Origin of the sequence: Nocardioides halotolerans DSM 19273, assembly GCF_000422805.1 — a bacterium.
GTDB classification, from domain to species: domain Bacteria; phylum Actinomycetota; class Actinomycetes; order Propionibacteriales; family Nocardioidaceae; genus Nocardioides; species Nocardioides halotolerans.
Genome location: NZ_AUGT01000030.1, coordinates 1 through 22,687 on the forward strand (window position 1 = coordinate 1; position 22,687 = coordinate 22,687).

24 protein-coding genes are annotated in these 22,687 nt (G+C 72.2%); 11 read left to right on the forward strand and 13 right to left on the reverse strand.

Annotated features, from left to right (window positions below):
* Positions 1-144 precede the first annotated feature (144 nt).
* Complete coding sequence (locus G514_RS0109840; RefSeq protein WP_028651607.1) at positions 145-789, forward strand: DUF2461 domain-containing protein; 645 nt, start codon at positions 145-147, stop codon at positions 787-789.
* 15 nt (positions 790-804) lie between these two features.
* On the opposite strand, the gene G514_RS0109845 is transcribed toward G514_RS0109840, so the two are convergent.
* Positions 805-1,269, reverse strand: a complete 465-nt coding sequence (locus G514_RS0109845) for a nuclear transport factor 2 family protein (RefSeq protein WP_028651608.1) — start codon at positions 1,267-1,269, stop codon at positions 805-807.
* 42 nt (positions 1,270-1,311) lie between these two features.
* The gene (locus G514_RS0109850) at positions 1,312-1,770 is read right to left on the reverse strand and encodes an RrF2 family transcriptional regulator (RefSeq protein WP_028651609.1); all 459 of its coding nucleotides are present in this window, start codon (positions 1,768-1,770) and stop codon (positions 1,312-1,314) included.
* 303 nt (positions 1,771-2,073) lie between these two features.
* Between G514_RS0109850 and G514_RS0109855 the strand changes: the two genes are divergently transcribed.
* Positions 2,074-3,948 (forward strand): acyl-CoA dehydrogenase, encoded by a 1,875-nt coding sequence (locus tag G514_RS0109855; protein WP_028651610.1) that lies wholly within the window; start codon positions 2,074-2,076, stop codon positions 3,946-3,948.
* Between the two features lie 61 nt (positions 3,949-4,009).
* Here the strand turns inward: G514_RS0109855 and G514_RS0109860 are convergent, their stop codons facing one another.
* Both G514_RS0109860 and G514_RS0109865 read right to left on the reverse strand, forming a co-directional pair.
* The gene (locus tag G514_RS0109860) at positions 4,010-4,693 is read right to left on the reverse strand and encodes a hypothetical protein (RefSeq protein WP_028651611.1); all 684 of its coding nucleotides are present in this window, start codon (positions 4,691-4,693) and stop codon (positions 4,010-4,012) included.
* 93 nt (positions 4,694-4,786) lie between these two features.
* Positions 4,787-5,662 carry a LysR family transcriptional regulator ArgP gene (locus G514_RS0109865; protein ID WP_028651612.1) on the reverse strand — a complete coding sequence of 292 codons (876 nt, stop codon included), beginning with the start codon at positions 5,660-5,662 and terminating at the stop codon, positions 4,787-4,789.
* Between the two features lie 69 nt (positions 5,663-5,731).
* Here G514_RS0109865 and G514_RS0109870 point away from each other — a divergent pair, with 69 nt between their 5' ends.
* Positions 5,732-6,334, forward strand: a complete 603-nt coding sequence (locus G514_RS0109870; protein WP_028651613.1) for a LysE/ArgO family amino acid transporter — start codon at positions 5,732-5,734, stop codon at positions 6,332-6,334.
* 5 nt (positions 6,335-6,339) lie between these two features.
* On the opposite strand, the gene G514_RS0109875 is transcribed toward G514_RS0109870, so the two are convergent.
* Positions 6,340-8,055 (reverse strand): NHL domain-containing thioredoxin family protein, encoded by a 1,716-nt coding sequence (locus G514_RS0109875; protein ID WP_028651614.1) that lies wholly within the window; start codon positions 8,053-8,055, stop codon positions 6,340-6,342.
* A 61-nt stretch (positions 8,056-8,116) separates the two neighbouring features.
* Between G514_RS0109875 and G514_RS0109880 the strand changes: the two genes are divergently transcribed.
* Complete coding sequence (locus G514_RS0109880; RefSeq protein WP_036564413.1) at positions 8,117-8,932, forward strand: maleylpyruvate isomerase family mycothiol-dependent enzyme; 816 nt, start codon at positions 8,117-8,119, stop codon at positions 8,930-8,932.
* Complete coding sequence (locus tag G514_RS0109885; RefSeq protein ID WP_028651615.1) at positions 8,929-9,870, forward strand: oxidoreductase; 942 nt, start codon at positions 8,929-8,931, stop codon at positions 9,868-9,870. Before G514_RS0109880 ends, G514_RS0109885 begins: the two co-directional genes overlap by 4 nt.
* On the opposite strand, the gene G514_RS29135 is transcribed toward G514_RS0109885, so the two are convergent.
* Complete coding sequence (locus G514_RS29135; protein ID WP_084151969.1) at positions 9,861-10,322, reverse strand: MarR family winged helix-turn-helix transcriptional regulator; 462 nt, start codon at positions 10,320-10,322, stop codon at positions 9,861-9,863. The genes G514_RS0109885 and G514_RS29135 overlap by 10 nt on opposite strands.
* Before the next feature lie 56 nt (positions 10,323-10,378).
* On the opposite strand from G514_RS29135, the gene G514_RS0109895 reads away from it, so the two are divergent.
* The 3 genes from G514_RS0109895 to G514_RS0109905 are packed head-to-tail and all read left to right on the forward strand — an operon-like array spanning position 10,379 to position 12,653.
* Positions 10,379-11,278 carry a glutamate-cysteine ligase family protein gene (locus tag G514_RS0109895; protein ID WP_028651616.1) on the forward strand — a complete coding sequence of 300 codons (900 nt, stop codon included), beginning with the start codon at positions 10,379-10,381 and terminating at the stop codon, positions 11,276-11,278.
* A complete protein-coding gene (locus tag G514_RS30645; protein WP_036564417.1) occupies positions 11,275-12,252 on the forward strand; it encodes an ATP-grasp domain-containing protein in 978 nt (325 codons plus the stop codon). Before G514_RS0109895 ends, G514_RS30645 begins: the two co-directional genes overlap by 4 nt.
* Positions 12,249-12,653 carry an MAPEG family protein gene (locus G514_RS0109905; RefSeq protein WP_028651617.1) on the forward strand — a complete coding sequence of 135 codons (405 nt, stop codon included), beginning with the start codon at positions 12,249-12,251 and terminating at the stop codon, positions 12,651-12,653. The genes G514_RS30645 and G514_RS0109905 overlap by 4 nt, the downstream gene beginning before the upstream one ends.
* Here G514_RS0109905 and G514_RS0109910 read toward each other — a convergent pair.
* Positions 12,631-13,125, reverse strand: a complete 495-nt coding sequence (locus tag G514_RS0109910) for a GNAT family N-acetyltransferase (RefSeq protein ID WP_245582162.1) — start codon at positions 13,123-13,125, stop codon at positions 12,631-12,633. The genes G514_RS0109905 and G514_RS0109910 overlap by 23 nt on opposite strands.
* A 69-nt stretch (positions 13,126-13,194) precedes the next feature.
* Between G514_RS0109910 and G514_RS0109915 the strand changes: the two genes are divergently transcribed.
* Positions 13,195-13,830, forward strand: a complete 636-nt coding sequence (locus G514_RS0109915; RefSeq protein WP_028651619.1) for a hypothetical protein — start codon at positions 13,195-13,197, stop codon at positions 13,828-13,830.
* On the opposite strand, the gene G514_RS0109920 is transcribed toward G514_RS0109915, so the two are convergent.
* From G514_RS0109920 to G514_RS25995, 3 genes are all read right to left on the reverse strand, one after another.
* Entirely contained in the window at positions 13,814-15,376 is a 1,563-nt protein-coding gene (locus tag G514_RS0109920; RefSeq protein WP_157544709.1) for a hypothetical protein, read from the reverse strand. The genes G514_RS0109915 and G514_RS0109920 overlap by 17 nt on opposite strands.
* Before the next feature lie 73 nt (positions 15,377-15,449).
* Positions 15,450-16,508 carry a 1-aminocyclopropane-1-carboxylate deaminase gene (locus G514_RS0109925; protein ID WP_028651621.1) on the reverse strand — a complete coding sequence of 353 codons (1,059 nt, stop codon included), beginning with the start codon at positions 16,506-16,508 and terminating at the stop codon, positions 15,450-15,452.
* Positions 16,466-17,206 (reverse strand): VC0807 family protein, encoded by a 741-nt coding sequence (locus G514_RS25995; protein ID WP_051247262.1) that lies wholly within the window; start codon positions 17,204-17,206, stop codon positions 16,466-16,468. The genes G514_RS0109925 and G514_RS25995 overlap by 43 nt, the downstream gene beginning before the upstream one ends.
* Before the next feature lie 185 nt (positions 17,207-17,391).
* Between G514_RS25995 and pgm the strand changes: the two genes are divergently transcribed.
* On the forward strand, positions 17,392-19,044 hold the full coding sequence (gene pgm, locus G514_RS0109935; protein WP_028651622.1) for a phosphoglucomutase (alpha-D-glucose-1,6-bisphosphate-dependent): 1,653 nt from the start codon (positions 17,392-17,394) through the stop codon (positions 19,042-19,044).
* A 70-nt stretch (positions 19,045-19,114) separates the two neighbouring features.
* Here the strand turns inward: pgm and G514_RS0109940 are convergent, their stop codons facing one another.
* From G514_RS0109940 to G514_RS0109950, 3 genes are read right to left on the reverse strand one after another with little or no spacing between them, the layout of a single operon-like run.
* Positions 19,115-19,513 carry a hypothetical protein gene (locus tag G514_RS0109940; protein ID WP_028651623.1) on the reverse strand — a complete coding sequence of 133 codons (399 nt, stop codon included), beginning with the start codon at positions 19,511-19,513 and terminating at the stop codon, positions 19,115-19,117.
* Positions 19,510-20,748: an ATP-grasp domain-containing protein gene (locus tag G514_RS0109945; RefSeq protein WP_028651624.1), complete on the reverse strand. Its 1,239-nt coding sequence runs from the start codon at positions 20,746-20,748 to the stop codon at positions 19,510-19,512. The genes G514_RS0109940 and G514_RS0109945 overlap by 4 nt, the downstream gene beginning before the upstream one ends.
* A complete protein-coding gene (locus G514_RS0109950) occupies positions 20,745-21,527 on the reverse strand; it encodes an alanyl-tRNA editing protein (RefSeq protein WP_051247263.1) in 783 nt (260 codons plus the stop codon). Before G514_RS0109950 ends, G514_RS0109945 begins: the two co-directional genes overlap by 4 nt.
* 36 nt (positions 21,528-21,563) lie before the next feature.
* On the opposite strand from G514_RS0109950, the gene G514_RS0109955 reads away from it, so the two are divergent.
* Entirely contained in the window at positions 21,564-22,685 is a 1,122-nt protein-coding gene (locus G514_RS0109955; RefSeq protein WP_028651626.1) for an aminotransferase class V-fold PLP-dependent enzyme, read from the forward strand.
* Positions 22,686-22,687 lie beyond the last annotated feature (2 nt).

Consider the following 22,687-nt stretch of genomic DNA (forward strand, 5'->3'; position numbering starts at 1 on the left):
TCATCCACTGTCACCGATCCGACGGCCAGCGCAGAGCGCGACGCTCTGCTCATCGTCGATGTCGCGAGTTCGAATCTCGTCATCCGCTCTGACTCCTCCGCTGTCGCTCATCCGCTCTGACTCATCCCGTTCTAGGGTCGGGGCGTGGAGTTCACCGGGTTCCCCGTCGCGGCGCTCGACTTCTACGACGACCTCGAGGTCGACAACACCAAGAGCTTCTGGGAGAAGCACAAGCACGTCTACGACGAGTCGGTGAAGGCTCCGATGACCGCGCTGATCGATGCGCTCTCCAAGGAGTTCGCCCCCGACGAGCAGAGTGCGAAGATCTTCCGCCCCTACAGAGACGTCCGGTTCGCCAAGGACAAGACGCCCTACAAGACCCACCAGGGCGCCTTCGTGCGGGTGGCCGAGGCGACCGGGTGGTACGTCGAGGTCTCACCCCGCGGCGTGCGCACCGGCGGCGGCTACTACCGCGCCGAGGCGCCGCGACTGGCCGCGCTGCGGGCGGCGATCGCGCATGACACCTACGGCGCGGAGCTCGAGAAGATCGTGCGCGGGCTGGAGCGGAAGGGCTTCACGGTCGGTGGCGACGTGCTGAAGACGACGCCGCGCGGCTACGACAAGGACCACCCGCGCATCGAGCTGCTGCGCCACAAGTCGATCATCGCCAGTCACGTGCTCGGCTTCGAGCCGGTCGTGCACACCCCGGAGCTGCTCGACCTGGTCCGCGAGGACTGGCGGGCCACCCGGCCGCTGGTCGAGTGGGCCGAGCGGCACGGGGTGCACTGACCTCCACCACCGGCGTCAGGCGTGCCGGAAGCTCGCCATGGTTCGGTCCGGCTCCCAGTAGGCGCGCATCGACGTGACCAGCCCGCCGTCGTCGACGACGTAGACCATGATCAGGTCGGTCGTCGTGCTGCTGCCGTCGGAGAACGCCGTCCGGATCCGGCCGACGTTCGCGCAGGTGTTGCCGGCCGGGTTGGCGAAGGAGTCGTTGATCTCGAACTCGAACGTCGCGATCGGCGCGATCGCCAGCTCCCAGAACGCCGACAGGCCGGCGTGGCCGTGGTGGCCTCGGCCGTGCTCGTCGAACATCGACGGCCCGACCGGGTCCTCGAGGACGGCGTCCTCGGCGTAGACGGTGAGCCACTCGGCGAGGTCACCCTTGGCGACCGCGGAGTAGGAGCGCATCGAGGCGGTGCGCGCCGGGTGGTCGTCGTCGGGGGCGTTCCAGGTGATCGCGTCCGAGGTGATCGCCGAGGTGCTCATGCCCCGCATCGTAGAGCGAAACCGGCCGAACTGGAACGTGTTCTAGTGCGGCTGCCAGGCGTCCTCGTCGGCCGTCCGGGAGGTGACGGCCTTGGGCAGCTTGGCGTCGGCGAGCTGCTGGATCGACACCTGCTCGAAGACGTCGCGCAGCGAGCGCCGGGCGGCGATCCACACGTGCTGGAGCACCGTCGCGGTCTCGTTGTACTCGACCGCCTCGGGGCGCAGGCCGTAGACCGAGACCAGCGGGCCGTCGACCGCGCGGATCACGTCGGCCACCGAGACCGAGTCGGCCGAGCGGCCCATCCGCCAGCCGCCCGACTGGCCGCGCTGCGACATCACGATGCCGGCCCGGCGCAGGTCGGCGAGGATCGCCTGGAGGAACCCGTGCGGGATCTCCTGCCGCTTGCCGAGCTCCTCGGCGCTGACGGCCTTGCCGTCGGACCAGGAGGCCATCTCGATGAGGGCGCGGAGTGCGTAGTCGGACTTCGCTGAAACTCGCACGGGGCCAGTGTGTCAGATGTGTTGATCGGTTCGGTCGTCTTACACGACCAGCCGAGGCAGGGTGGCTCCGGTGGCCGCGGCCGTGACGTGGTGATTGGCGCCGGCGGCGTCGACACCTGTCGTGCCGAGGTGCGCCGCAACTGCGAGCGGTAGCGAGACGCGGGTCACAGCTCTCGCCGGGTTCGCTTGCGAGGCCCGTGACCTCCTGCCTACGATGAAGTTACTGACTGGTAGAACCCATCAGTAGCCCCGTCGAGGCGCCAGCCCGACCCGCACGACCGACACGAAGAGGTGCTCCCCACCGTGAGCCACTACAAGACCAACCTCCGCGACATCGAGTTCAACCTGTTCGAGGTGCTCGGCCGTGACGAGGTGCTCGGCACCGGACCGTTCTCCGAGGTCGACGGCGAGACCGCCCGCGCGATCCTGGCCGAGGTCGAGCGCATGTCCCGCGAGGACCTCGCGGCCTCGTACGAGGACAGCGACCGCAACCCGCCGGTCTTCGACCCCGAGACCCACACCGCGCCGTTGCCGGAGTCGTTCAAGAAGAGCTACCGGGCGTGGATGGACGCGGAGTACTGGCGCCTCCAGATCAAGGAGGAGATCGGCGGCACGCCGGCTCCGTCCTCCCTCAACTGGGCGATCGCCGAGATGGTCCTGGGCTCCAACGCCCCGATCTGGATGTACGGCTGCGGCCCGGCGTTCGCGGGCGTCATCGAGCGCAACGGCAACGAGCGCGACGTCACGATCGCGAAGCACATCGTCGACCGCGAGTGGGGCACCACGATGGTGCTCACCGAGCCCGACGCGGGCTCCGACGTCGGCGCCGGCCGCGCGAAGGCCACCCCCAACGACGACGGCACCTGGAACATCGAGGGCGTCAAGCGGTTCATCACCAGCGGTGAGTCCGACCTGCAGGAGAACATCATCCACATGGTGCTGGCCCGCCCCGTGGGCGTGGAGGGCGTGGGCGGCCCGGGCACGAAGGGGCTCTCGCTCTTCATCGTCCCGAAGTTCCACTTCGACGTGGAGTCCGGCGAGCTGACCGGCGAGCGCAACGGCGTCTACGTCACCAACGTCGAGCACAAGATGGGCATCAAGGTCTCCAACACCTGCGAGCTGACCTTCGGCGACCCGTCGATCGGTGGCGGCGAGCCGGCCCGCGGCTACCTCCTCGGCGAGGTGCACGACGGCATCGCGCAGATGTTCCAGGTCATCGAGAACGCCCGGATGATGGTCGGCACGAAGGCTATCGCCACGCTGTCGGCCGGCTACCTCAACGCGCTCGACTACGCCAAGACCCGCGTGCAGGGCGCCGACCTCACCCAGTCCGGCGACAAGACCGCCCCACGGGTGACGATCACCCACCACCCCGACGTACGCCGCTCGCTGATGGTGCAGAAGGCCTTCTCCGAGGCGATGCGCGCCCTGGTGCTCTACACCGCGTCGTGGCAGGACAAGGTGCAGGTCTTCGAGCACGAGGGCACGCTCGACACCGACGAGGCCAGGCTGGCGATGGCGGTCAACGACCTGCTGCTCCCGATCGTGAAGGGCTACGGCTCGGAGCGCTCGTGGGTGCTGCTCGGCACCGAGTCGCTCCAGACGTTCGGCGGGTCGGGCTTCCTGCAGGACTACCCGCTCGAGCAGTACGTCCGCGACGCCAAGATCGACACCCTCTACGAGGGCACCACGGCGATCCAGGGGCAGGACTTCTTCTTCCGCAAGATCGTCAAGGACCAAGGTGCCGCGCTCGGGCACCTTGCGGCGCAGATCCAGGCGTTCGTCGACAGCGAGGCCGGCAACGGCCGGCTGAAGGTCGAGCGCGAGCTGCTCGCCCAGGCGCTCGAGGACGCCAACGCCCTCGTCGGCCACATGATCAACGACCTGATGTCGGCGCAGGACGAGATCCGCAACATCTACAAGGTCGGCCTCAACACCACCCGGCTGCTGATGGCGCTGGGCGACGTCGTGTGCGGCTGGCTGCTGCTGCGCCAGGCCGAGGTGGCGCTCGAGAAGCTCGCCGGCGACGTGGGCGGCAAGGACACCGCGTTCTACGAGGGCAAGATCGCGGCGGCCCAGTTCTTCGCCCAGACCAACCTCCCGCGCATCAGCGCCGAGGTGGCCATCGCCAAGGCGACCGACCTGTCGGTGATGGACCTGTCCGAGGACGCCTTCTAGCCGCTCGGCCCTCTGCGAAGGGAAGCGCCCCGCCGGTCCGCCGGCGGGGCGTTCTTCGTGCCTAGACGAACGAGAGCGCCCCGGAGAGCCGCTCCGCCACGTCCTTGACCTGGGGCCACTGCTTCGCGTCGGGCGCGAAGACCGCGATCAGCAACGGTGACCCGCCCTCGTCGGTCGCGAACACCTGCAGCCGTCCACCGGGCACCGCGTCGAGGGCGATGCCGGCGTCGCGGCTCGCGACGACCTGGCCCTCCCCGCCGGTGAGGTCGACCCCGGCGGTCGCGCCGAGCTCGTCGAACGGCCCGGACACGTGCTTGACCTGCGCACCCGCAGCGGTGGCGGCGTCGCGCACCGCGGCGAGCGCCTCGGCCGCGGTGGCCTCGGCCGGCGCGAGGAAGGCGATCGCGACGAGCGGCGCGTCGGCGTCCGGCCCGGGCAGCCCGAGGTCGAAGCCGTCGGCGCCGCGGTGCACGCTGGTCCAGCCGACCAGGCCGGAGAACTGCAGGTCGAGCCGGAGCTCGGGGGCGAAGAGGTCGGGCGAGAGGTGGCTGCTCGCCTGGACCTCCAGGTCGTCCTTCCCCGTGGGGAGTGGCTCCGGCTCGTCGGCTGACGGCGATGCCGACGGAGACGCGGACGCGCTGGGGCTGCCGGCCGGCTCCTTGGCGTCGTCGCTCGCGTCGCCGCTGTCGTCGGCGCAGGCGCCGAGGGTGAGCAGGGCCGCGACGAGGAGGGCGCCGATCCGCATGCCTGCGACGCTAGGACCGTCGGGTCGGCCGGCGACAGGTGCGTTGCCGAGTCGAGACCTGATCGTCTGCCGCTCGAGACCGGAACGCTCCGGTCACCGCCGAAGGGTGCCGCCGGCCGCGCGGCGTACGGCGGCGGTGAGGGTGGCCAGCGCCGTGGAGTCGATGCGCCAGCGCTGCCAGTGCAGGTGCACGTCGTGGTGGGTGCGGCGACCCAGGGTCACCAGCCGCCCTACCTCGAGGTCGGGGAGCAGCTGCGGCTCGGGGAGCATCCCCCAGCCGAGGCCGAGGCGCACCGCCTCGTGGAAGTCGGCGCTGGTCGGCACGAGGTGGACGACGTCGGGGTCGGTGACGCCGCGCTCGCGCAGGATGTCGTGCTGGAGGTCGTCCTTGGCGTTGAAGACCACGACCGGCATCCGTTGCCAGTCGTAGCCGTTGCCCTTGCGCCAGCGCTCGGCCAGCCCCGGCGTGGCGGCCGGCCGGTAGCGGAGGAAGCCGAGGTGCTCGACCCGGCAGCCCTGGACCGGGACGGGGTCGCTGGTGACGGCCGCGAGCGCCTCGCCGCTGCGCAGCAGCTCGGCGGACCAGGCCTGGTCCTCGACGACGAGGCGGATCGCGAGGTCGTCGCGACCGGCGAGCTCGGCCAGGACCTCGCGGAGCCACGTCGCGAGCGAGTCGGCGTTGACCGCCACGGTGACGTCGACCCGCTCGCCGTGCACCTCGACGGCGGCACGGGCCTCCTCGTCCAGGAGCTTGGTCTGCCGGCCCAGCCGCACGAGGGCCGCGCCCACCTCCGTCGGCTCGCAGGGCGTGCTGCGGCATACGACGACCTGGCCGACCTCGTGCTCGAGCGATCGGATCCGCTGGCTGACCGCGCTCGGCGTGAGATGCAGTGCCCGGGCAGCGGCCTCGAAGGTGCCGTGGTCGGAGATCGCGACCAGCGCCTCGACCGCGGCGGCGTTGTAGCGCATGAAGCAATGCTAATGAAACTAAAGAATCATGCGCTGGTCTGCACGAGGCGCCGGCTCTAGCGTGACGGTGTGCTCGACTCCGCCGCCGCCGGCCTCGTGACCGGTCTGTCGCTGATCATCGCGATCGGCGCGCAGAACGCGTTCGTGCTGCGGCAGGGCCTGGCCCGCGAGCACGTGCTGCAAGTCGTGGTGATCTGCGCGGTCTCCGACCTCGTGCTGATCCTCGCCGGCGTGGCAGGGATCGGCACGGTGATCCGGCAGGCCGGCTGGGTGGTCGACGTCGTGCGCTGGCTCGGCGTCGCGTTCCTCACGTGGTACGGCGTCACGTCGCTGCTGCGTGCCCGCCGAGCCTCCGCCCTCGCCGCGGCCGCGCCCGAGCCGATGTCGCGGCGTTCGGCGGCGCTGCGGGTGACGGCGCTGACCTGGCTCAACCCGCACGTCTACCTCGACACCGTGCTGCTGGTGGGCTCGATCGCCAACACCCACGGGCACGGCGGCCGCTGGTGGTTCGCGGCCGGCGCGTCGGTCGCGTCGGTGCTGTGGTTCGGCGGGCTCGGTTTCGGCGCCCGGGTGTTCTCACCCCTGCTCGCCCGGCCGCGCGCCTGGCAGGTCCTCGACGTGCTGATCGGCCTGACCATGCTCGCGATCGCAGTGATGCTGGCGCTCGGCTGACCGCCTCAAGCCCACCCGCCCAGGGGCAGCTCGAGCACGCCGTCCGCGCCGGCGGCGACCCGGACCGGGACGCCCCAGTCCTGCTGGTGCACGTGGCAGGCCGCGTTCTGGTCGTCGACGTCGCAGGACGCCGCGCGCGCGGCGACGTGGAGCACGCCCTCGCCGACGGTCCGGTCGAGCACGAGCCGGCGAGCGAGGTCCGTGCCGCGGCCCGCGCCGTCCTTGAGCAGGGCGGGCGGTGTCGCCTCGACGACGAGCTGGGACGCCGGCCCGAACCGGTCGTCCACTTTCTGGCCGGGCGGCGGGACGAAGGTGACCACCAGGTCCACCTCGGCGGCCACCTCGGTGACCGGGCGCTGGGTGGTGTGGCTGAACCCGTCGACGACGCGGGCCGACGCGCCCAGCGGCGCCCTGGTGAGCCGGTGCGCGCTCGACTCGACGACGACCAGGTCGAGGTCGTCGCGGTAGGCCGCGCTGGGCTCGAGGAGACCGCTGGCCAGCGTGGTCACCGCGCCGGTCGCGGGCTCGTAGCGGCGCAGGGCGCCGTTGTAGGTGTCGCACACGACGACGCTGCGATCGGGCAGGACGGCGACGCCCAGCGGGTGCTGGAGCAGCGCCTGGTCGGCCGGGCCGTCGCGGAAGCCGAAGTCGAAGAGCCCCTCGCCGACCACCGTGTGCACGGCTCCGGCCTCGACGTAGCGAAGGCTCGAGGTCTCGGCGTCGGCCACCCAGAGCCGGTCGCCGTCAGGGGCGAGCCCGGACGGCTGCGCGAACCACGCCTGCGCCAGCGGCCCGTCGAGCAGGCCCTCGTTGGTGGTCCCGCCCGCCACCTCGACGGCGCCAGTGGCGGGGTCGTAGGTCCAGAGCTGGTGGATACCGGCCATCGCGATCCACACGCGGCCCTGCCACCAGGCCACCGCCCAGGGGCTGCTGAGGCGCTCGGTCGGGTCGCCCTGCATCCACTGCTCGCCCGTGCCGGCCAGCACGGTCACCTCGCCCGATGCGAGGTCGATGCCCTTGAGCTGGTGGTGGACCGTGTCGGCGACGTACGCCGTATCGCCCACGACGCAGAGCCCGTTCGGCTCCCGGAAGCCGCCCCACTCCCGGACGACCTCGCCCTCGCCGTCAAGCTCGACCACCCGGTCGTGACCGGCGTCGGCGACGAGCGCGTGGCCGCCGGGGAGCGGTGCCGCATCGGCCGGGAACCGCAGCGTCGTCGGCTCCACCTCCGGCGCGACGTACGGCGAGCCGGCGGGCTGGAGCGTCCCCTTCGCCCGGTGCTCCTCGACCAGGTCCGACAGCAGCCGGTCGATCGCGTGCGCGTGCCCCTCGCCGGCGTACTGCGCGACGACGTAGCCCTCCGGGTCGACGAGGACCAGCGTCGGCCAGGCCCGCGCGGTGTAGGCCTGCCAGGTGACCAGCTCGGGGTCGTCGAGCACCGGGTGGTGCACGCCGTAGCGCTCGACGGCCGCGGCCAACGCCTCCGCGTCCGCCTCGTGCTCGAACTTCGGCGAGTGCACGCCGACCACCACGAGCTCCTCGGCGTACTTCTCCTCGACCGGCCGCAGCTCGTCGAGCACGTGCAGGCAGTTGACGCACGCGAAGGTCCAGAAGTCGAGGAGCACGAACCGGCCGCGCAGCTCGGAGATGGAGTACGCCGCTCCGCCGGTGTTGAGCCAACCCCGGCCGCGGAGCTCGGGGGCGCGGACGCGTGCGGTCACGACCCCAGAACGTACGCCTGCGCCGCGCGGCTCGGACCTACTCCTCAGTAGGCTGCCGCACATGAGCGACGACCGCGACGAGCTGGCCGGCTACGTCGAGATCTGGTGGCAGGCGGTCAACGACTTCCTCGACCTGCTGGAGGAGGTGCCCGAGGAGGAGTGGACGACGCCGACCGACCTGGCCGGCTGGGACGTCCGGGCGTGCGCCAGCCACACCGCCCACCTCGAGGGCGTCCTCGCCGGCAACCCCGAGGAGACCGCTGAGGTCGGTGAGCCGGCCCACGTGACCGGCCCGATGGGTCACTACACCGAGATCGGCGTCGTCAACCGCCGCGACGCCAGCGCGGACGCCATCATCAACGAGCTCCGCGAGGCGGTCACCAAGCGGCACACCGCGCTGCTCGCCGACCCGCCGACCGACGGCGGCGCCAAGCCGGCGGTGATCTTCGGCGGCGTCCCGTGGACCTGGCGCACGCTGCTGCGCAACCGCCCTCTCGACGTGTGGATGCACGAGCAGGACGTACGCCGCGCGGTCGGCCGGCCGGGCAACATGGACTCCGCGGCCGCCCGGCACACGGCCGAGTACCTCGCCGAGAGCCTGGGCTACGTCCTGGGCAAGAAGGTCGGCGCCCCGGTCGGCACCAGCGTGGTGCTCGACATGGAGGGCAGCACGCCGTTCGCCTTCGAGATCGACAAGAACGGCCGCGGCCAGCGGGTCCAGCCGCCCGCCGAGCCGACGACGACCCTGCACCTGGACCGCGAGTCGTTCGTCCGCCTCGCCGGCGGTCGCTGCGCGCCCGAGCCCGGGAAGGTCACCGTCGACGGCGACCAGCAGCTCGGCGGGCAGCTGCTCGCGAGCCTCGCGACCACGCCATGACCTCCACCGGGGTCGACGCCTGGCGGCTCGCGGACATCCCCGACCAGGCCGGGCGCACCGTGATCGTCACTGGCACCTCGGTCGGTGGGCTGGGCCACCACACCGCCCTCGAGCTCGCCCGGCGCGGCGCTCGCGTGGTCCTCGCCGGACGCAGCCCGGCGAAGCTCGACGAGACCGCCGAGACGATCGACGAGGAGGTCCCGGGCGCCGCGCTCGAGCGGCTCGAGGTCGACCTGGCCGACCTGGGCTCGGTGCGGCGGGCCGCCGAGGCCGCGACCGCCTTCGGCCCGGTCGACGTGCTGGTCAACAACGCCGGCGTGATGGGGACGCCGCGCCAGGTCACCGCCGACGGTCTCGAGCTCCAGCTCGCGACCAACCACTTCGGGCCGTTCCTGCTGACCGGGCTGCTGCTGCCCCAGCTGCTGGCAAGCCACGACGCCACCGTCGTGACCGTCTCGTCGGGCATGCATCGCGCTGCCCGCTCGGCACCGCTCGGCGACCCCCGGGTCCACCACGGCCGCTACTCGAAGTGGGCCGCGTACAGCCGCTCCAAGCTCGCGAACCTGCTCTTCACCTACGAGCTCGACCGCCGGGCGCGCGCCAAGGAGCTCCCCCTCAAGGCGCTCGCCGCGCACCCCGGATTCGCCGGCACCCACCTCGCCGCCAACGGACAGTACGGCCGCCCGAGTGGCGGCATCGCCACGATCCTGGACGCCACCGTCCGGGCCGTCTCGCAGTCGGCCGCCCGCGGCGCGTGGCCGCTGCTGATGGCCGCGACCGCCGACCTCCCCGGCTCGACGTACGTCGGACCGAACGGCCTCGGCGAGCTCACCGGCACGCCGCAGGTCGTGACCTCGACCGCGCTCTCGCACGACGAGGCCGCGCAGCGCAGGCTGTGGGAGCTCAGCGAGGAGACGACGGGGATCCGCTATCCCTGACCGGGATCTGCCGCCGTGTCGCTGAGCAGGCCGACGACGCGCTCCAGCACCACCCGCGTCGCCTCGTAGTCGGCGCCGAACTCCGCCTCGAAGCGCTGCTCGAGCTCGCGCAGGTGGCGGTAGCCCGCGCTCGCGAACGCCTTGCCCTCGGGCGTGTAGCGCACGATCTTGGCCCGCCCGTCGTTCGGGTCCGGAGCCATCTCGAGGATGCCGATGTCGACGAGGTCGCGGATCACCTCGCCCATCGACTGACGGGTGATCCCGGCGCGGACCGCGAGGTTGGCGGCGCGGTCGCCGTCGTCGCCCAGGATCGCGAACAGGAAGTTGTGCGCCGGCTTGATGTCGGGCCGACCGCGCTCGTGGGCGCTCCAGACCATGTGCGCCTGGAACGCCTTGTCCGCGTTGTGCACCAGCGCGATCAACGGCTTCCGATCCGGTTTGTCCCTTGACATCCGTAAGGCTTCCTTACATTATTTCGGTAGGTTACCTTACGATATCAGGAGCTGTCATGGACCCGGTCGCACGACTCTTCCCCGGCGCCGCCAACCGCCGTACGACGCGGGTGGGGATCGAGCACGAGCTCCTCACCCGGGACGCCGCGACCGGAGCGCCCGTCGCGGTCGAGCGGGTGCGGGCCGCCACCGCCACGGAGCTCTCCTTCGAGCCGGGCGGACAGGTCGAGCTCAACCAGGCGTGCGGCGCCGCGCACCTCGTGGTGCCGCGGCTGCGGCGGACTGTCGCGACCCTGCGTGCCGACCTCGCGGCGGCCGGGATCGTGCTCGACGCCTCCCCCGTCGACGAGCGCACGCCGGCCGAGGTGCCGCTGCAGCTGACCTCCGCGCGCTACGTCGCCATGCAGGCGCACTTCGACGCCATCGGTCCCGCGGGCCGGCGGATGATGCGCTGCACCGCCTCGACCCAGGTCTGCCTCGACTGGTGGCCGGGCCGGGCCGGCCTCGAGCAGTGGCGGGTGCTCCACCTGGCCGGGCCGCGCGTCGCGGCGGCGTACGCCCGCTCGACCGGGCCGGGCTCCCGCCTCGCGACCTGGCTGGCCGTCGACCCCGGCCGCACGGCGTTCGACGACCGGCTGCTCCACGGACCGGACCTCGTGGCGGCCTACGCGACGTTCGCCCGGTCCGCCACGCGGTTCACGGGTCCCGGCGAGCACCTGTCGACGCTGTTCCCACCGGTGCGGCCGCGGGGCCGCTACCTCGAGGTGCGCTTCCTCGACGCGCAACCGGAGGAGCGGATCGGCGAGGTCGTCGGCGCCCTCACGAGACTGGTCTACGACGACGAGGTCCGTCGCCGCGCCCTGGCCAGGCTCGAGCCCGAGGCCCCCCACCTCGCCGAGCTGTGGCACGCGGCGGCGGCGGGGGACCTCGCGCCCGTGGATCGAGCGGTCGCGTGAGGACGCTCTTCGTCACCGACCCGCTCGACGGGCTGGCCGCTGACATCGACGCGTCGGTCGGCCTCATGGACGCCTGCCAGACCGAGGGCGCCGAGGTGTGGGTGTGCGAGCCGGCGGGCCTGGGGGTCACCGGGGGTCGCCTGGTGGCACGCGCCCGGCACGTCCGCCTGCGGCCCCGGCGCCGGGGCGCCGACCACCGCTGGGTCGTCGAGCCGGGCTGGTACGACGAGGTCGAGCGCGCGACGCTCGACGTCGCCGACACCTGCGAGCTGGTCTGGCTGCGGATCGACCCACCCGTCGACGCGCGTTACCTGCACACGACCTACCTGCTCGACCTGGCCGCGGCGGCCGGCGTCCGCGTGGTCAACCACCCGGTCGGCGTGCGCGCGCTGCACGAGAAGCTGGTGGCCCTCCACCTCCCTGACCTGTGTCCGGCCACGCTCGTCACCAGCAGCCCGGCCGAGGTCGAGGCCTTCGTGGCGACGTACGCCGCGGCGGTGGTCAAGCCGGTCGACGGCTTCGCGGGCACCGACGTCTGGCTGCTCGAGCGCGGGAGGGGCTGCCGGGCGCTCGCCGAGTCGGCCACGGCCGGCGGGCGGCACGTGATCGTGCAGGAGTACCTGCCCTCCGTCGACGAGGGCAACAAGAGGCTCTTCCTCGTCGACGGCGAGATCGTCGGCGCGGTGCTGCGGCGCCCGGACCCGGGCGACTTCCGCATCGGCCCGCCGGTCACGGCCGCGACCGTCGACGAGACCGACCGCCGGATCGCGGACGCGCTCGCGCCCCGGCTGGTCGCGCACGGCATCGCGGTCGCCGGGCTCGACGTCATCGACGGGCGCCTCATCGAGGTCAACGTCACCTGCCCGGGCGGCATGCACAAGACCGACGCCCTGCTCGGCACCGACCTCAGCGCCGTGATCGTGCGCCGGCTGCTGACCACGCACGCCACCACCCGAGAGGAACTCCCGTCATGACTCCCCCGCCGACCATCCCCGTCGTCTGCGTCGCGCTCCTCGGCCTGCTGGTCTTCGTGCTCGGCGCCAACGTCACCCGGCACCGTGCGATCCGCGGCGCCACCGGCAACCAGGCGCCCAGCGACCCGGCCGACCGCATGTTCATCGCGCAGCGGGCGCACGGCAACGCGAGCGAGTACGTCCCCACGCTCGCCGTGCTCATCGTCGTGTGCGCGACCCTCACCGACGGCTGGTGGCTGGACGCGCTGGCGATCGCCGCGACGTCGTTCCGCTGGCTGCACGCGGTGGCGCTCCTGACGAGCAGGTCGATGGCCGCGCACGTCCCGCTGCGCGACGTCGGCGCCCTCGGCACCTACGCCACCGGCATCGCGCTCGCGGTCACCGCGGTGGTCGCCCTGTGAGGTCCTTGACGTAGCGCCGCACCGGCACGGCGACCGTCGTCGTCTGGAGCGTCACCGCGTCGTAGACCTCCTCACCGCGGTCGACCCAGCCGTGGCTCTCGTAGAAGCGGCGCGCGGTGGTGTTGCCCGGCACCACGGCCAGCCAGATCCGGCTGAAGCCGTCGGCCCCGACAAGGCGCTCGGCCTCGGCGAGGAGCAGCCCCCCGACTCCCCTCCCGCGCGCCGCGTCGCTCACCATCAGCTGCTGGAGCTCGTCGCCGCTCGTGATCAGCACGCCCAGCACCCGCTCGCCGTCCACCGCCACCGTGACGTGGTCGAGCAGGTCGCGGCTGCGCTGCGCGAAGTACGCGCCGTCGCGCGCCTCGACCAGCGCGTCCGGGACGTGGCCGCGGTGGCCGTCGTGCCAGGCGGCCTGCCAGACGGCAGCGACCTCCGGTGCGTCGTCGGGCTGCGCGGGACGGATGGTGACCACGACCAAAGTCATACCGCGAGCGACCGTCGCCTGATGTGACGGGGCTTGCGGAGCTCCTAGCGTCGGCACGTGCCGCCGGAGCAGGTCTGGACCCTCGTGCACGACGGCCGCGAGCACCGCGTCGTCGCAGGACGCACGGCTGCCCACCGCGTGCGGTGGTACGTCGACGGCGAGCTGTTGGCCGAGCGCAGGACCATGAACGACAAGGTCTCCCTCCGGGTCGACGGCGATCCGGCCAGGCTCTTCGTCTACTACTCCGCCCTCGGCGCCCCGCGGCGCGCGACGCTCTACCCCGACGGGGACGACGCCGGAGCTCTGGTCCGGCTGGGCGGCCTCGACCTGGCGCCCGAGCCGGGCAGTCCCGCCGAGCGTCACGACGAGAGGCTGCGCGCGCACCCGAACCGCTACGCCGGCCTCGCGGCCCTCGGCGGCGCGGCGAAGGTGATCGTCCCGATCCTGCTGACCGGCCTGGCGGTCCACCTCGCCATCCGCGTCCCGTGGCCGCACGTCCCGTCCCCGGACCTGCCGTCGATCCCGTTCCCCGACCTGCCGGCACCGGACCTGCCGGACCTCCCCGACGTCCCCGACCGCGTGTGGTGGGTGCTCGACAAGGTGAAGTACGTCTGGCCCGTCGTCGTCGCCTACGTCATCGCGCGCGCAGAGATCAAGCGGCGCCGCGACCGCGGCACTACCCCCGATCGGTGACCCGCACCATGCCGCCCAGCGTGGCGACGTACGCCGACCCGTCCGGCCCGAGCGTGACCGCGGAGTAGTGGTTGTTGTAGAGCGTGCCGGTGCCGGTGCGGACCGACCACGCGGTCTCGCCGGTGCGGGCGTCGATCGCGGTGAGGTACCACGCGCTCACGCCCCACCACGAGGGGCGCGTCGTGTAGGCGTAGACGAGGCCGGTGGCCAGCGAGACCTTGGCGACCGACGTCGGCGCGACCTCGTCGGACTGCCACCCGACCGTGCACTCGCCCGAGGCGGGGTCGGCGTCGACCCGCGCCAGCCCACCCGGCGTCGCGCGTCCGAGCATCGTCGTCCACGGCGCCTGGTAGCCGTAGTTGTTCTCGACCACGACGCTCGCGTCGCCGACCGCGACGAGCGAGTTGTCGGTGGCGCTCTCACCCTTGCCGAAGACCGCGGCCTCGCACACCAGGTCGCCGTCGGTGGCGTCGTAGAACTGCACGTGCATCTGGGGCTCGGCGTTGTCGGTGATCGCGACCAGGCCGCTGGGCAGCACCGTCGGGGTGGTGCCGCTGCCAGCACTGAGCTGCCCGGGCTTCTTCTCCTCCCCGTTGTCGTACGCCGTCTGCCAGACGATCTCGGGCGCGCCCGCGTCGTCGAGCGCGACCTTGACGAACGCCTCGGTGGTGACCAGGTAGACGCCCGTGTCGTCGGCCGCGACCGAGTTGGCGATCTCGCCGTCGAGCGACAACGGGTCCGCGCCGCCGGCCACGCCGACCCGACCGTCCTGGGTGACGTACCACGGGTTGCCCGACCAGTCCGGCAGCAGCGCGACCAGGCAGTCGTCGTCCGGGACGACGTCGCCGAGGTCGACCTCGTCGACCTGCTCGAGCCCGTCGGTGTCGACGGTGAGGACCCGCCGGTCGGTGGTGGCGACGACGGCGCGGTCGTCGCCGTCGAGGTAGAAGTAAGCGCCGCCGCAGAGGTCCTCCCACGGGCGCTTGTCGGACTTCTCCCGCTCGGGCAGGTCGAAGGTGTCGACCGGCCGCATGGTGCCGGGGTCGAGCACGTGCATGACCGGCCCGACGCGGTTGCCGCAGAGCGCGACCAGCCGGCCCTCGGCGTCGAACGCGAGCGTCGCGCACTCCTCGAGGCCGTACCACGCCGACGACACCTCGGGGTCCCGCCCGAGCGGGCCGGCGCCCTGGTAGCTGTCGGTCGCCCACGAGTCGTCGTGCATCGAGCTGCTCCCGTTGGGCGCCAGCGCGGGGTGCTGCGGCACCGCGAGGTCGATCGGCTGCGCCTCGACCGCGTGCCCGTCGTACGACGACGTCACGAGCAGTCCGCCTCCCGGCGGGATGGGCAGCCGTCCGTCCGGCACCACGACCACCACCCCGATCGCGACCGCCACCACGGCCACGACCGCGGCGAGCGCCCACCGGTGGGGCCGCATCCGCCGGCGCGAGGCTGACACCAGCAGGGCGGCCAGCAGCAGCGCGAGCACCCACGGCCCGATCGCCAGCCATCCCGCGAGCAGCAGGACCAGCGCCATGACGAATCCCACGTGGCGCAGCATGGCGCATTGCGGCACCCTGCCGCTCGACCAGCGGCCGTCTGCGACCTAGGGAAGCGCGTCCCTAGACGCGGTCTGTCTCCGCGAACAGCGAGGCGTAGGCATTGAGGGCGGGCTGCCCGCCGAGGTGTGCATAGAGGACGGTCGAGTCGCGCGGGATGTCGCCGTTGCGCACGAGGTCGATCAGCCCGGCCATCGACTTGCCCTCGTAGACGGGGTCGAGGACGACGCCCTCCAGCTGTCCGGTCAGCCGGATCGCGTCGAGCGTCGACTGCACCGGCACGCCGTAGACGTCACCGGCCCAGCCCTCGAGCACGGTGATCTCGTCGTCACGCAGGTCGCGCCCCACCCCGATCAGCTCTGCGGTGCTGCGTGCGATCCGGCCGACCTGCTCGCGGGTCTTGTCGAGCGTCGCCGAGGCGTCGATGCCGAGCACGCGCCGGGGCCGGCCGCCGGCCTCCTCCAGCGCCGCGAACCCGGCGATCATGCCGGCGTGCGTCGAGCCGGTGACCGTGCAGACGACGATCGTGTCGAAGAAGACGCCGAGCTCCTCCTCCTGCTGGGCCACCTCGTGGGCCCACCTCGCAAACCCGAGGCCACCGAGGCGGTGGTCGGACGCGCCGGCGGGGATGGCGTACGGCGTTCCGCCGCGCCGCTCGACGTCCTCCAGCGCCTGCCGCCATGAATCGCGGAACCCGATGTCGAAGCCCGCCGGGTCCAGCCGCACCTCGGCCCCCATGACCCTGCTCAGCAGGATGTTGCCGACCTGGGTGCTGAGGGGGTCGGTCCAGTCCGGCACCCAGTTCTCCTGCACCAGCACGCAGCCGAGCCCGAGGTGCGCGGCGACCGCGGCGACCTGCCGGGTGTGGTTGGACTGGTGACCGCCGATCGAGACCAGCGTGTCCGCGCCCTGCGCCAGCGCCTCGGGCACGAGGTACTCCAGCTTGCGGGTCTTGTTGCCGCCGTAGGCCAGCCCCGAGCTGCAGTCCTCGCGCTTGGCCCACACCTGCGCGCCGCCGCCCTCAGCGGCGAGGTGGGCGCTGAGCCGGGGCAGCGGGTGCACCGGGCTCGGGCCGAAGGTCAGCGGGTGGCGGGGGAAGTCCTCGAGTGCCGTGAGTGCCATGTGCGCAGTATTGCGCCGCGCGAGGGCAGCAGCCCCTCGTGCCGGGCCACGGCAGTGGCCGCCACGATCGTGAGCCCGATGCAGGCCGCGTTGGTGACCGGCACGACGATCCCCTTCGCCAGCACGAAGGTGGTCAGCGGCTGGCTGACCAGCAGCGTGAACACCGCCGCCGCCTTGGCCAGCAGCGCGGTGGCCCACAGCAGCGTGAGGCGCCGGAACAGCCTCCTGATGCCGGGTCGCGCGTGCAGCTCGTCGGTGAGCGGATAGAAGTCGCCGGCCAGCCGCGTCACCACCGGTCGGGCGGTCATCGCCGAGGCCAGGAACGCGGTCCCGATCAGCAGGTCGGTCAGGACCGGCTGCAGGAAGTAGATGAACGTGCTCTGCGCCGCGAGGGCCACGATCGTCCGGAGCGTGAGCACGCCCGCGGTCAGCAGGAGCATCCCCGACGTGCGCCGGCCGGTCAGCGCCCGGACCGCGATGGCGCCGTAGGACCAGATCAGCGCGCCGCCGATCGCGGGCCAGATCCCGGCGCTCACGAACAGGGTGTAGAAGACGATGCCCGGGACCACGCACGCGACGAGCAGGTTGAGCCCGACCCTGCGCAGCACCATCCGCAGCTGCGGGTGGACAGGCCCCTGCTCGACCTCCACCGCGGCCTGCGGCAGAGGTGCAGTCGCAGGGAGGTCGAGCAGGGCCATGACAGAAATGACACCCGACGAGGCGGGCTCCCGGGGCGGCTTCGCCCGGACTCAGCCCGTCTCGACCCGAACTGAGCCGGGTGGTCCAGCGGCGTCCTCGTCAATTGGGACGATGCCGACGGTTCGGCCACGCGCGTGGGTGTCCGGCGGCTAGTCTCCCGCGCCCTCGGCGGCATGATGGCCTCATGCCCGACCCGCGCGCAGGACAGCCCGCCCAGTCGAAGGACCTCGTCGACCTGCCCCACCTCCTGACGGCGTACTACACGCTGGTCCCCGAGCCCGACGTCGTCGAGCAGCAGGTCGTGTTCGGCACCAGCGGCCACCGGGGCTCGTCGCTCGACACGGCGTTCAACGAGTGGCACATCCTCGCCACGACCCAGGCGATCTGCGACTACCGCAGGCAGCAGGGGTACGACGGTCCGCTGTTCGTCGGGCGCGACACCCACGGCCTCTCGGAGCCGGCGTGGGCGACCGCGCTCGAGGTGCTGGCGGCCAACGACGTCACCGTGCTCGTGGACAGCAGCGACCGCTACACGCCGACGCCGGCCGTCTCGCACGCGATCATCCGCGCCAACCGGGGGAAGGACCTCACCGGCAGGTCGGAGGGCCTGGCCGACGGGATCGTGGTGACGCCCTCGCACAACCCGCCGCGCGACGGCGGCTTCAAGTACAACCCCCCGCACGGCGGGCCGGCCGACACCGACGCGACCACGGTGATCGCCGACCGGGCCAACGAGCTGATCCGGGCCGGCCTCGACGGCGTCCGGCGCATCCCGTTCACGAGGGCGCGCGCGGCGGCGAGCTCCTACGACTTCCTCGGCACCTACGTCGACGACCTGCCCTCGGTCGTCGACCTCGAGGCGATCCGCGACGCCGGCGTGAAGATCGGCGCCGACCCGCTCGGTGGCGCCTCGGTCGACTACTGGGCCGAGATCGCCACCCGGCACCGGCTCGACCTCACCGTCGTCAATCCGCTGGTCGACGCGACGTGGCGGTTCATGACCCTCGACTGGGACGGCAAGATCCGGATGGACTGCTCCTCACCGTCGGCGATGGCCTCGCTCGTGGCGCAGAAGGACACCTACGCGATCGCCACGGGCAACGACGCCGACTCCGACCGGCACGGCATCGTCACGCCCGACGCGGGGCTGATGAACCCGAACCACTACCTGGCCGTCGCGATCCAGTACCTGTTCGGTGGCGGCCGCCCCGGCTGGCCGTCGTCGGCGCGCATCGGCAAGACCCTGGTGTCGAGCTCGATGATCGACCGGGTCGCCGCGTCGCTCGGCAGGCCGATGGTCGAGGTGCCGGTCGGGTTCAAGTGGTTCGTGCCCGGCCTGATCGACGGGTCGTTCGGCTTCGGCGGCGAGGAGTCGGCCGGCGCGTCGTTCCTCCGCACGGACGGCAGCACCTGGACCACCGACAAGGACGGTCTGATCCTCGCGCTGCTCGCCTCGGAGATCGTCGCGAGGACCGGCCGCAGCCCGAGCGAGCACTACGCCGACATGGTCGCGCAGCACGGCGACCCGGCGTACGCCCGCGTCGACGCGCCCGCGACGCGCGAGCAGAAGGCCAAGCTCGGCGCCCTCTCGCCCGACGACGTGACCGCGACCGAGCTGGCCGGCGAGGCGATCACCGCCAAGCTCACCGAGGCGCCCGGCAACCACGCGAAGATCGGCGGCCTGAAGGTGACGACCGAGTCCGCGTGGTTCGCGGCCCGGCCCTCCGGCACCGAGGACGTCTACAAGATCTACGCCGAGTCGTTCCGCGGACCCGAGCACCTCGCCGAGGTGCAGGCCGAGGCGAAGGCGGTCGTGGACTCGGCTCTGGCTGGGTAGTCCGTGATTCAACGGCCCTCGATCCCCACCTCTCGGGCCCCTTGGGTCACGGACTACCCCGGCAGGCCGGTCAGAGGTGGTCGGGCACGACCAGCGCGTCGGGGTCGGCCCGGGGCGGCAGCGCCTGGAGCGCGGTGCGCAGCAGCGCGACCCGGGCCTCGACGACCACCCGCCGCTTGACGTCCTTGAGGCCGGGCTCGAGCCGCTCCTCGACCGCGGTGCGCAGCTGCGCGTCGGAGAACGTCGGCCGGTTGCCGGGCGCCACCTCGACGTCGGGCAGGCCGACCAGCACCGGCAGCAGCTGGTCGCCGAGGCCGTCGAGCAGCTGGAACCGCTGGAACTTCGTGAGCGCGTCCCACGCCTCGTCGGCCGTCCGCTGCTTCTTGCGCACCGTCTTGTCCTGGACCGCCAGCACGTTCTTGGCCGCGCCCTCCAGGGCGAGGGTCAGCTCCCTCTCGGTGAACCTCACGTGACCAGCCCGACCTGGTCGGAGGCCCACAGCCCGACGAGCCCGCGGAAGTGGGCGAGGAACTGCTCCTGCTCGTGCGGGGGGTACGTCGCGGCGACGGTGTCGCGGAGGAGACGGTCGAAGTCGTCGCTCGTGACCCACTCGAGCACCGCCTCGGGCAGGTGCGCGAGGTGCCGGCTCGACCACTCCCAGTAGCGCTCGGTCTCGAAGTGCTCGTCGGCCAGGGCGAGGTAGCGGCCCAGCTTGTCGTCGAAGGACAGCGACGCGTCGTCGGCGACCTCGAAGTAGCGGCTGGTCTGCAGGTCGACCGCCGACCTCCGGCCGTTGACCACGCAGTAGGTGGCCCACCGCACCAGCGCGGTGATCGCCCACGGGAAGTAGTAGTGGAGCGAGGTGACCGAGACGTCGGGGCAGGCGTTGGCGTAGTCGATCGGGTGCACGTCGTCGCCGACCACGAGCATCTCGCAGGAGTTGAACTCCCAGCGGAAGAACGCGTTGACGATCCTCGACGTCGCCACCGTCTGCCGTCCCGCCGCCTCGGAGAGGAAGCCGTGGTTGACGGCGTAGCGCAGGTGCATCGGCTGGTCGGGCCGGAAGTCCATCACCATCGTCTCGGGGCCGATGGACAGCGCCCGCGCGAAGTGCTCGTAGTCGACGGTCGCCTGCAGGTGCATCAGCATCTCGCCGGACTCGTCGTAGGCGCGGTGCAGGTCGTCGCGGCCCTCGATCCGGGAGACTCCGCGCCAGGCCCCGCCGTCGAACGGCTTCATGTAGAGCGGGTAGCCGAGCTCCTCGGCGAGCCGGTCGAGGTCGAAGTCGCGGTTGTAGCGCTCGGACGTGTAGGCCCACCTCACGTTGTCGACGGGGTTCTTGTAGGGCACGAGCGTCGTCGGCGGCACCTTGAACCCCATCCGGACCAGCGCGCAGTAGGCGCTGTGCTTCTCCATCGACTGGAACGTGAACGGGCTGTTGAGCAGGTAGGTGCCGTTGACCAGCGCGGCCTTCTTCAGCCACTCGCGCGGGTGGTAGTACCAGTGCGCGAGCCGGTCGATCACGAGCTCGGTGCGCACCGGGTCGTCGAGGTGGAAGGGCTCGATGGTGAGGCGCTCGCTCGACACGGTGTGCGTCTCGCCCCCCACGTCGAGCGGCCCGACCCGGCGCAGGATCTCCTCGAACGCGCGCGGCCAGTCCTCCTCGGCACCCAGCAGCAGCCCGATGAGATGGTCCTTCGTCATGCGGTGTCTCCCTGGGCGTCGACCACTTCGATCCGGATCCGCTTGTTGTCCTTGCCCTTGCTCTCGGTGCCCACGACCCGGACGCCGCCAACCTCGGCCGTCGACAGCACGTGCGTCCCGCCGTCGGCCTGCCGGTCGAGGCCGACGATGTCGATGACCCGGAGCGGGTCGATCTCCTGCGGGATCAGGTTGGCCGAGGTCCGGATCAGCGCCGGGTCGGCGTCGGCGAGGCTGCGCGGGAGGAAGTCGACGACGATCTCGTGCGCCCTGGCGATCTCCTCGTTGATGCGCCGCTCGACCTGGCTGCCGAGCTCGGTGGACATCTCCGGGAAGGGGAAGTCGAGCCGCCCCTTCATCGGCTCCATGTTGCCGCCGGTCACGGGGATCGAGTAGTCGGCCCAGATCACCCCGCACAGGATGTGCAGCGCCGTGTGGGTCCGCATCAGCCGGTGCCGGCGGTCCCAGTCGATCTCCCCCTGCACCTCCGCGCCGACCGCGGGGAGCTCGCCGGCGTCCGGCGCGAGGGTGTGCCAGATCGTGCCGCGCTCACGGCGTACGCCGGTCACGGCGAGCGCGCCCGCCGCCGTCTGCAAGGTGCCGGTGTCGCTGGGCTGTCCGCCGCCGACCGGGTAGAACGCCGTCCGCGAGAGCGCGATCCGCCCGCCCTCGTGGTCGACCTCGGTGATCGTCGCGTCGAACTCGGTGCGGTAGGCGTCGACCGCGAACAGCTCGGTCTCGGCCAGCCCTGGTGGCGGCGGGTTGGTCCCGGGAACTCCCATGGACACTGCCTAGCAGACCTGTGGCAACCTGCGGGAGTGACCCTTCCGCGCCCCGACGTCGATCCCGACGGTCTGCTCGAGTACTCCGTCGTCTTCACCGACCGGTCCCTCAACCACATGTCGCAGCGCTTCGTCGGGGTGATGCAGGACGTGATGGACGTCCTCCGCACGACGTACGCCGCCCACACGGTCGCCGTCGTGCCCGGCGGCGGCACCTACGCGATGGAGGCCGTCGCCCGGCAGCTCGCGACCGGCCGGCGCTGCCTGGTCGTGCGCAACGGCCTGTTCTCCTACCGCTGGTCGCAGATCTTCGACGCCGGGTCGGTGGCGGCCGCGGCGACGGTGTGCAGCGCCCGCCAGGTGGCCGACGAGCCGCAGGCGCCCTGGGTCCCGGCGCCCGTCGACGAGGTGGTCGCGGCGATCGAGCGCGAGCGTCCCGAGGTGGTGTTCGCCGCGCACGTCGAGACCGCCGCGGGCATGCTCCTGCCCGACGACTACGTCCGCGCGCTCGCGACGGCGACCCACGACGTGGGCGGGCTGCTCGTCCTCGACTGCATCGCCTCGGGCGCCCTGTGGGTCGACATGACCGACCTCGGCGTCGACGTCCTGCTCAGCGCCCCGCAGAAGGGGTGGAGCGGGTCGCCGTGCGCGGGCTACGTGATGCTCGGCGAGGCCGGCCGCGAGCGGGTCATGTCGACGACCTCGACCAGCTTCGCCGTCGACCTGCAGAAGTGGCTGACGATCAGCGAGGCCTACACGCAGGGGCAGACGCCGTACCACGCCACGATGCCGACCGACACGCTCGCGCACGACGCCGAGCTCATGCTGCTGACCCGCGACGCCGGTCTCGACCGGCTGCGCGAGGCGCAGACCTCGCTCGGCGCGCGGGTGCGCGCCCTGCTGGCCGAGCGCGGCTTCCCGTCGGTCGCGGCCGCGGAGTACGCCGCCCCGAGCGTGGTCGTGTCCTACACCGAGGACCCCGACATCCGCAGCGGCGCGACGCTCAAGCAGCGCGGGATGCAGGTCGCGGCCGGCGTGCCGCTGATGTGCGGGGAGCGCGACGACTTCTCGACGTTCCGGCTCGGGCTCTTCGGGCTCGACAAGCTCACCGACGTCGACGGCACCGTGGAGCGGCTCGCAGCGCACCTCGACTCCTGACC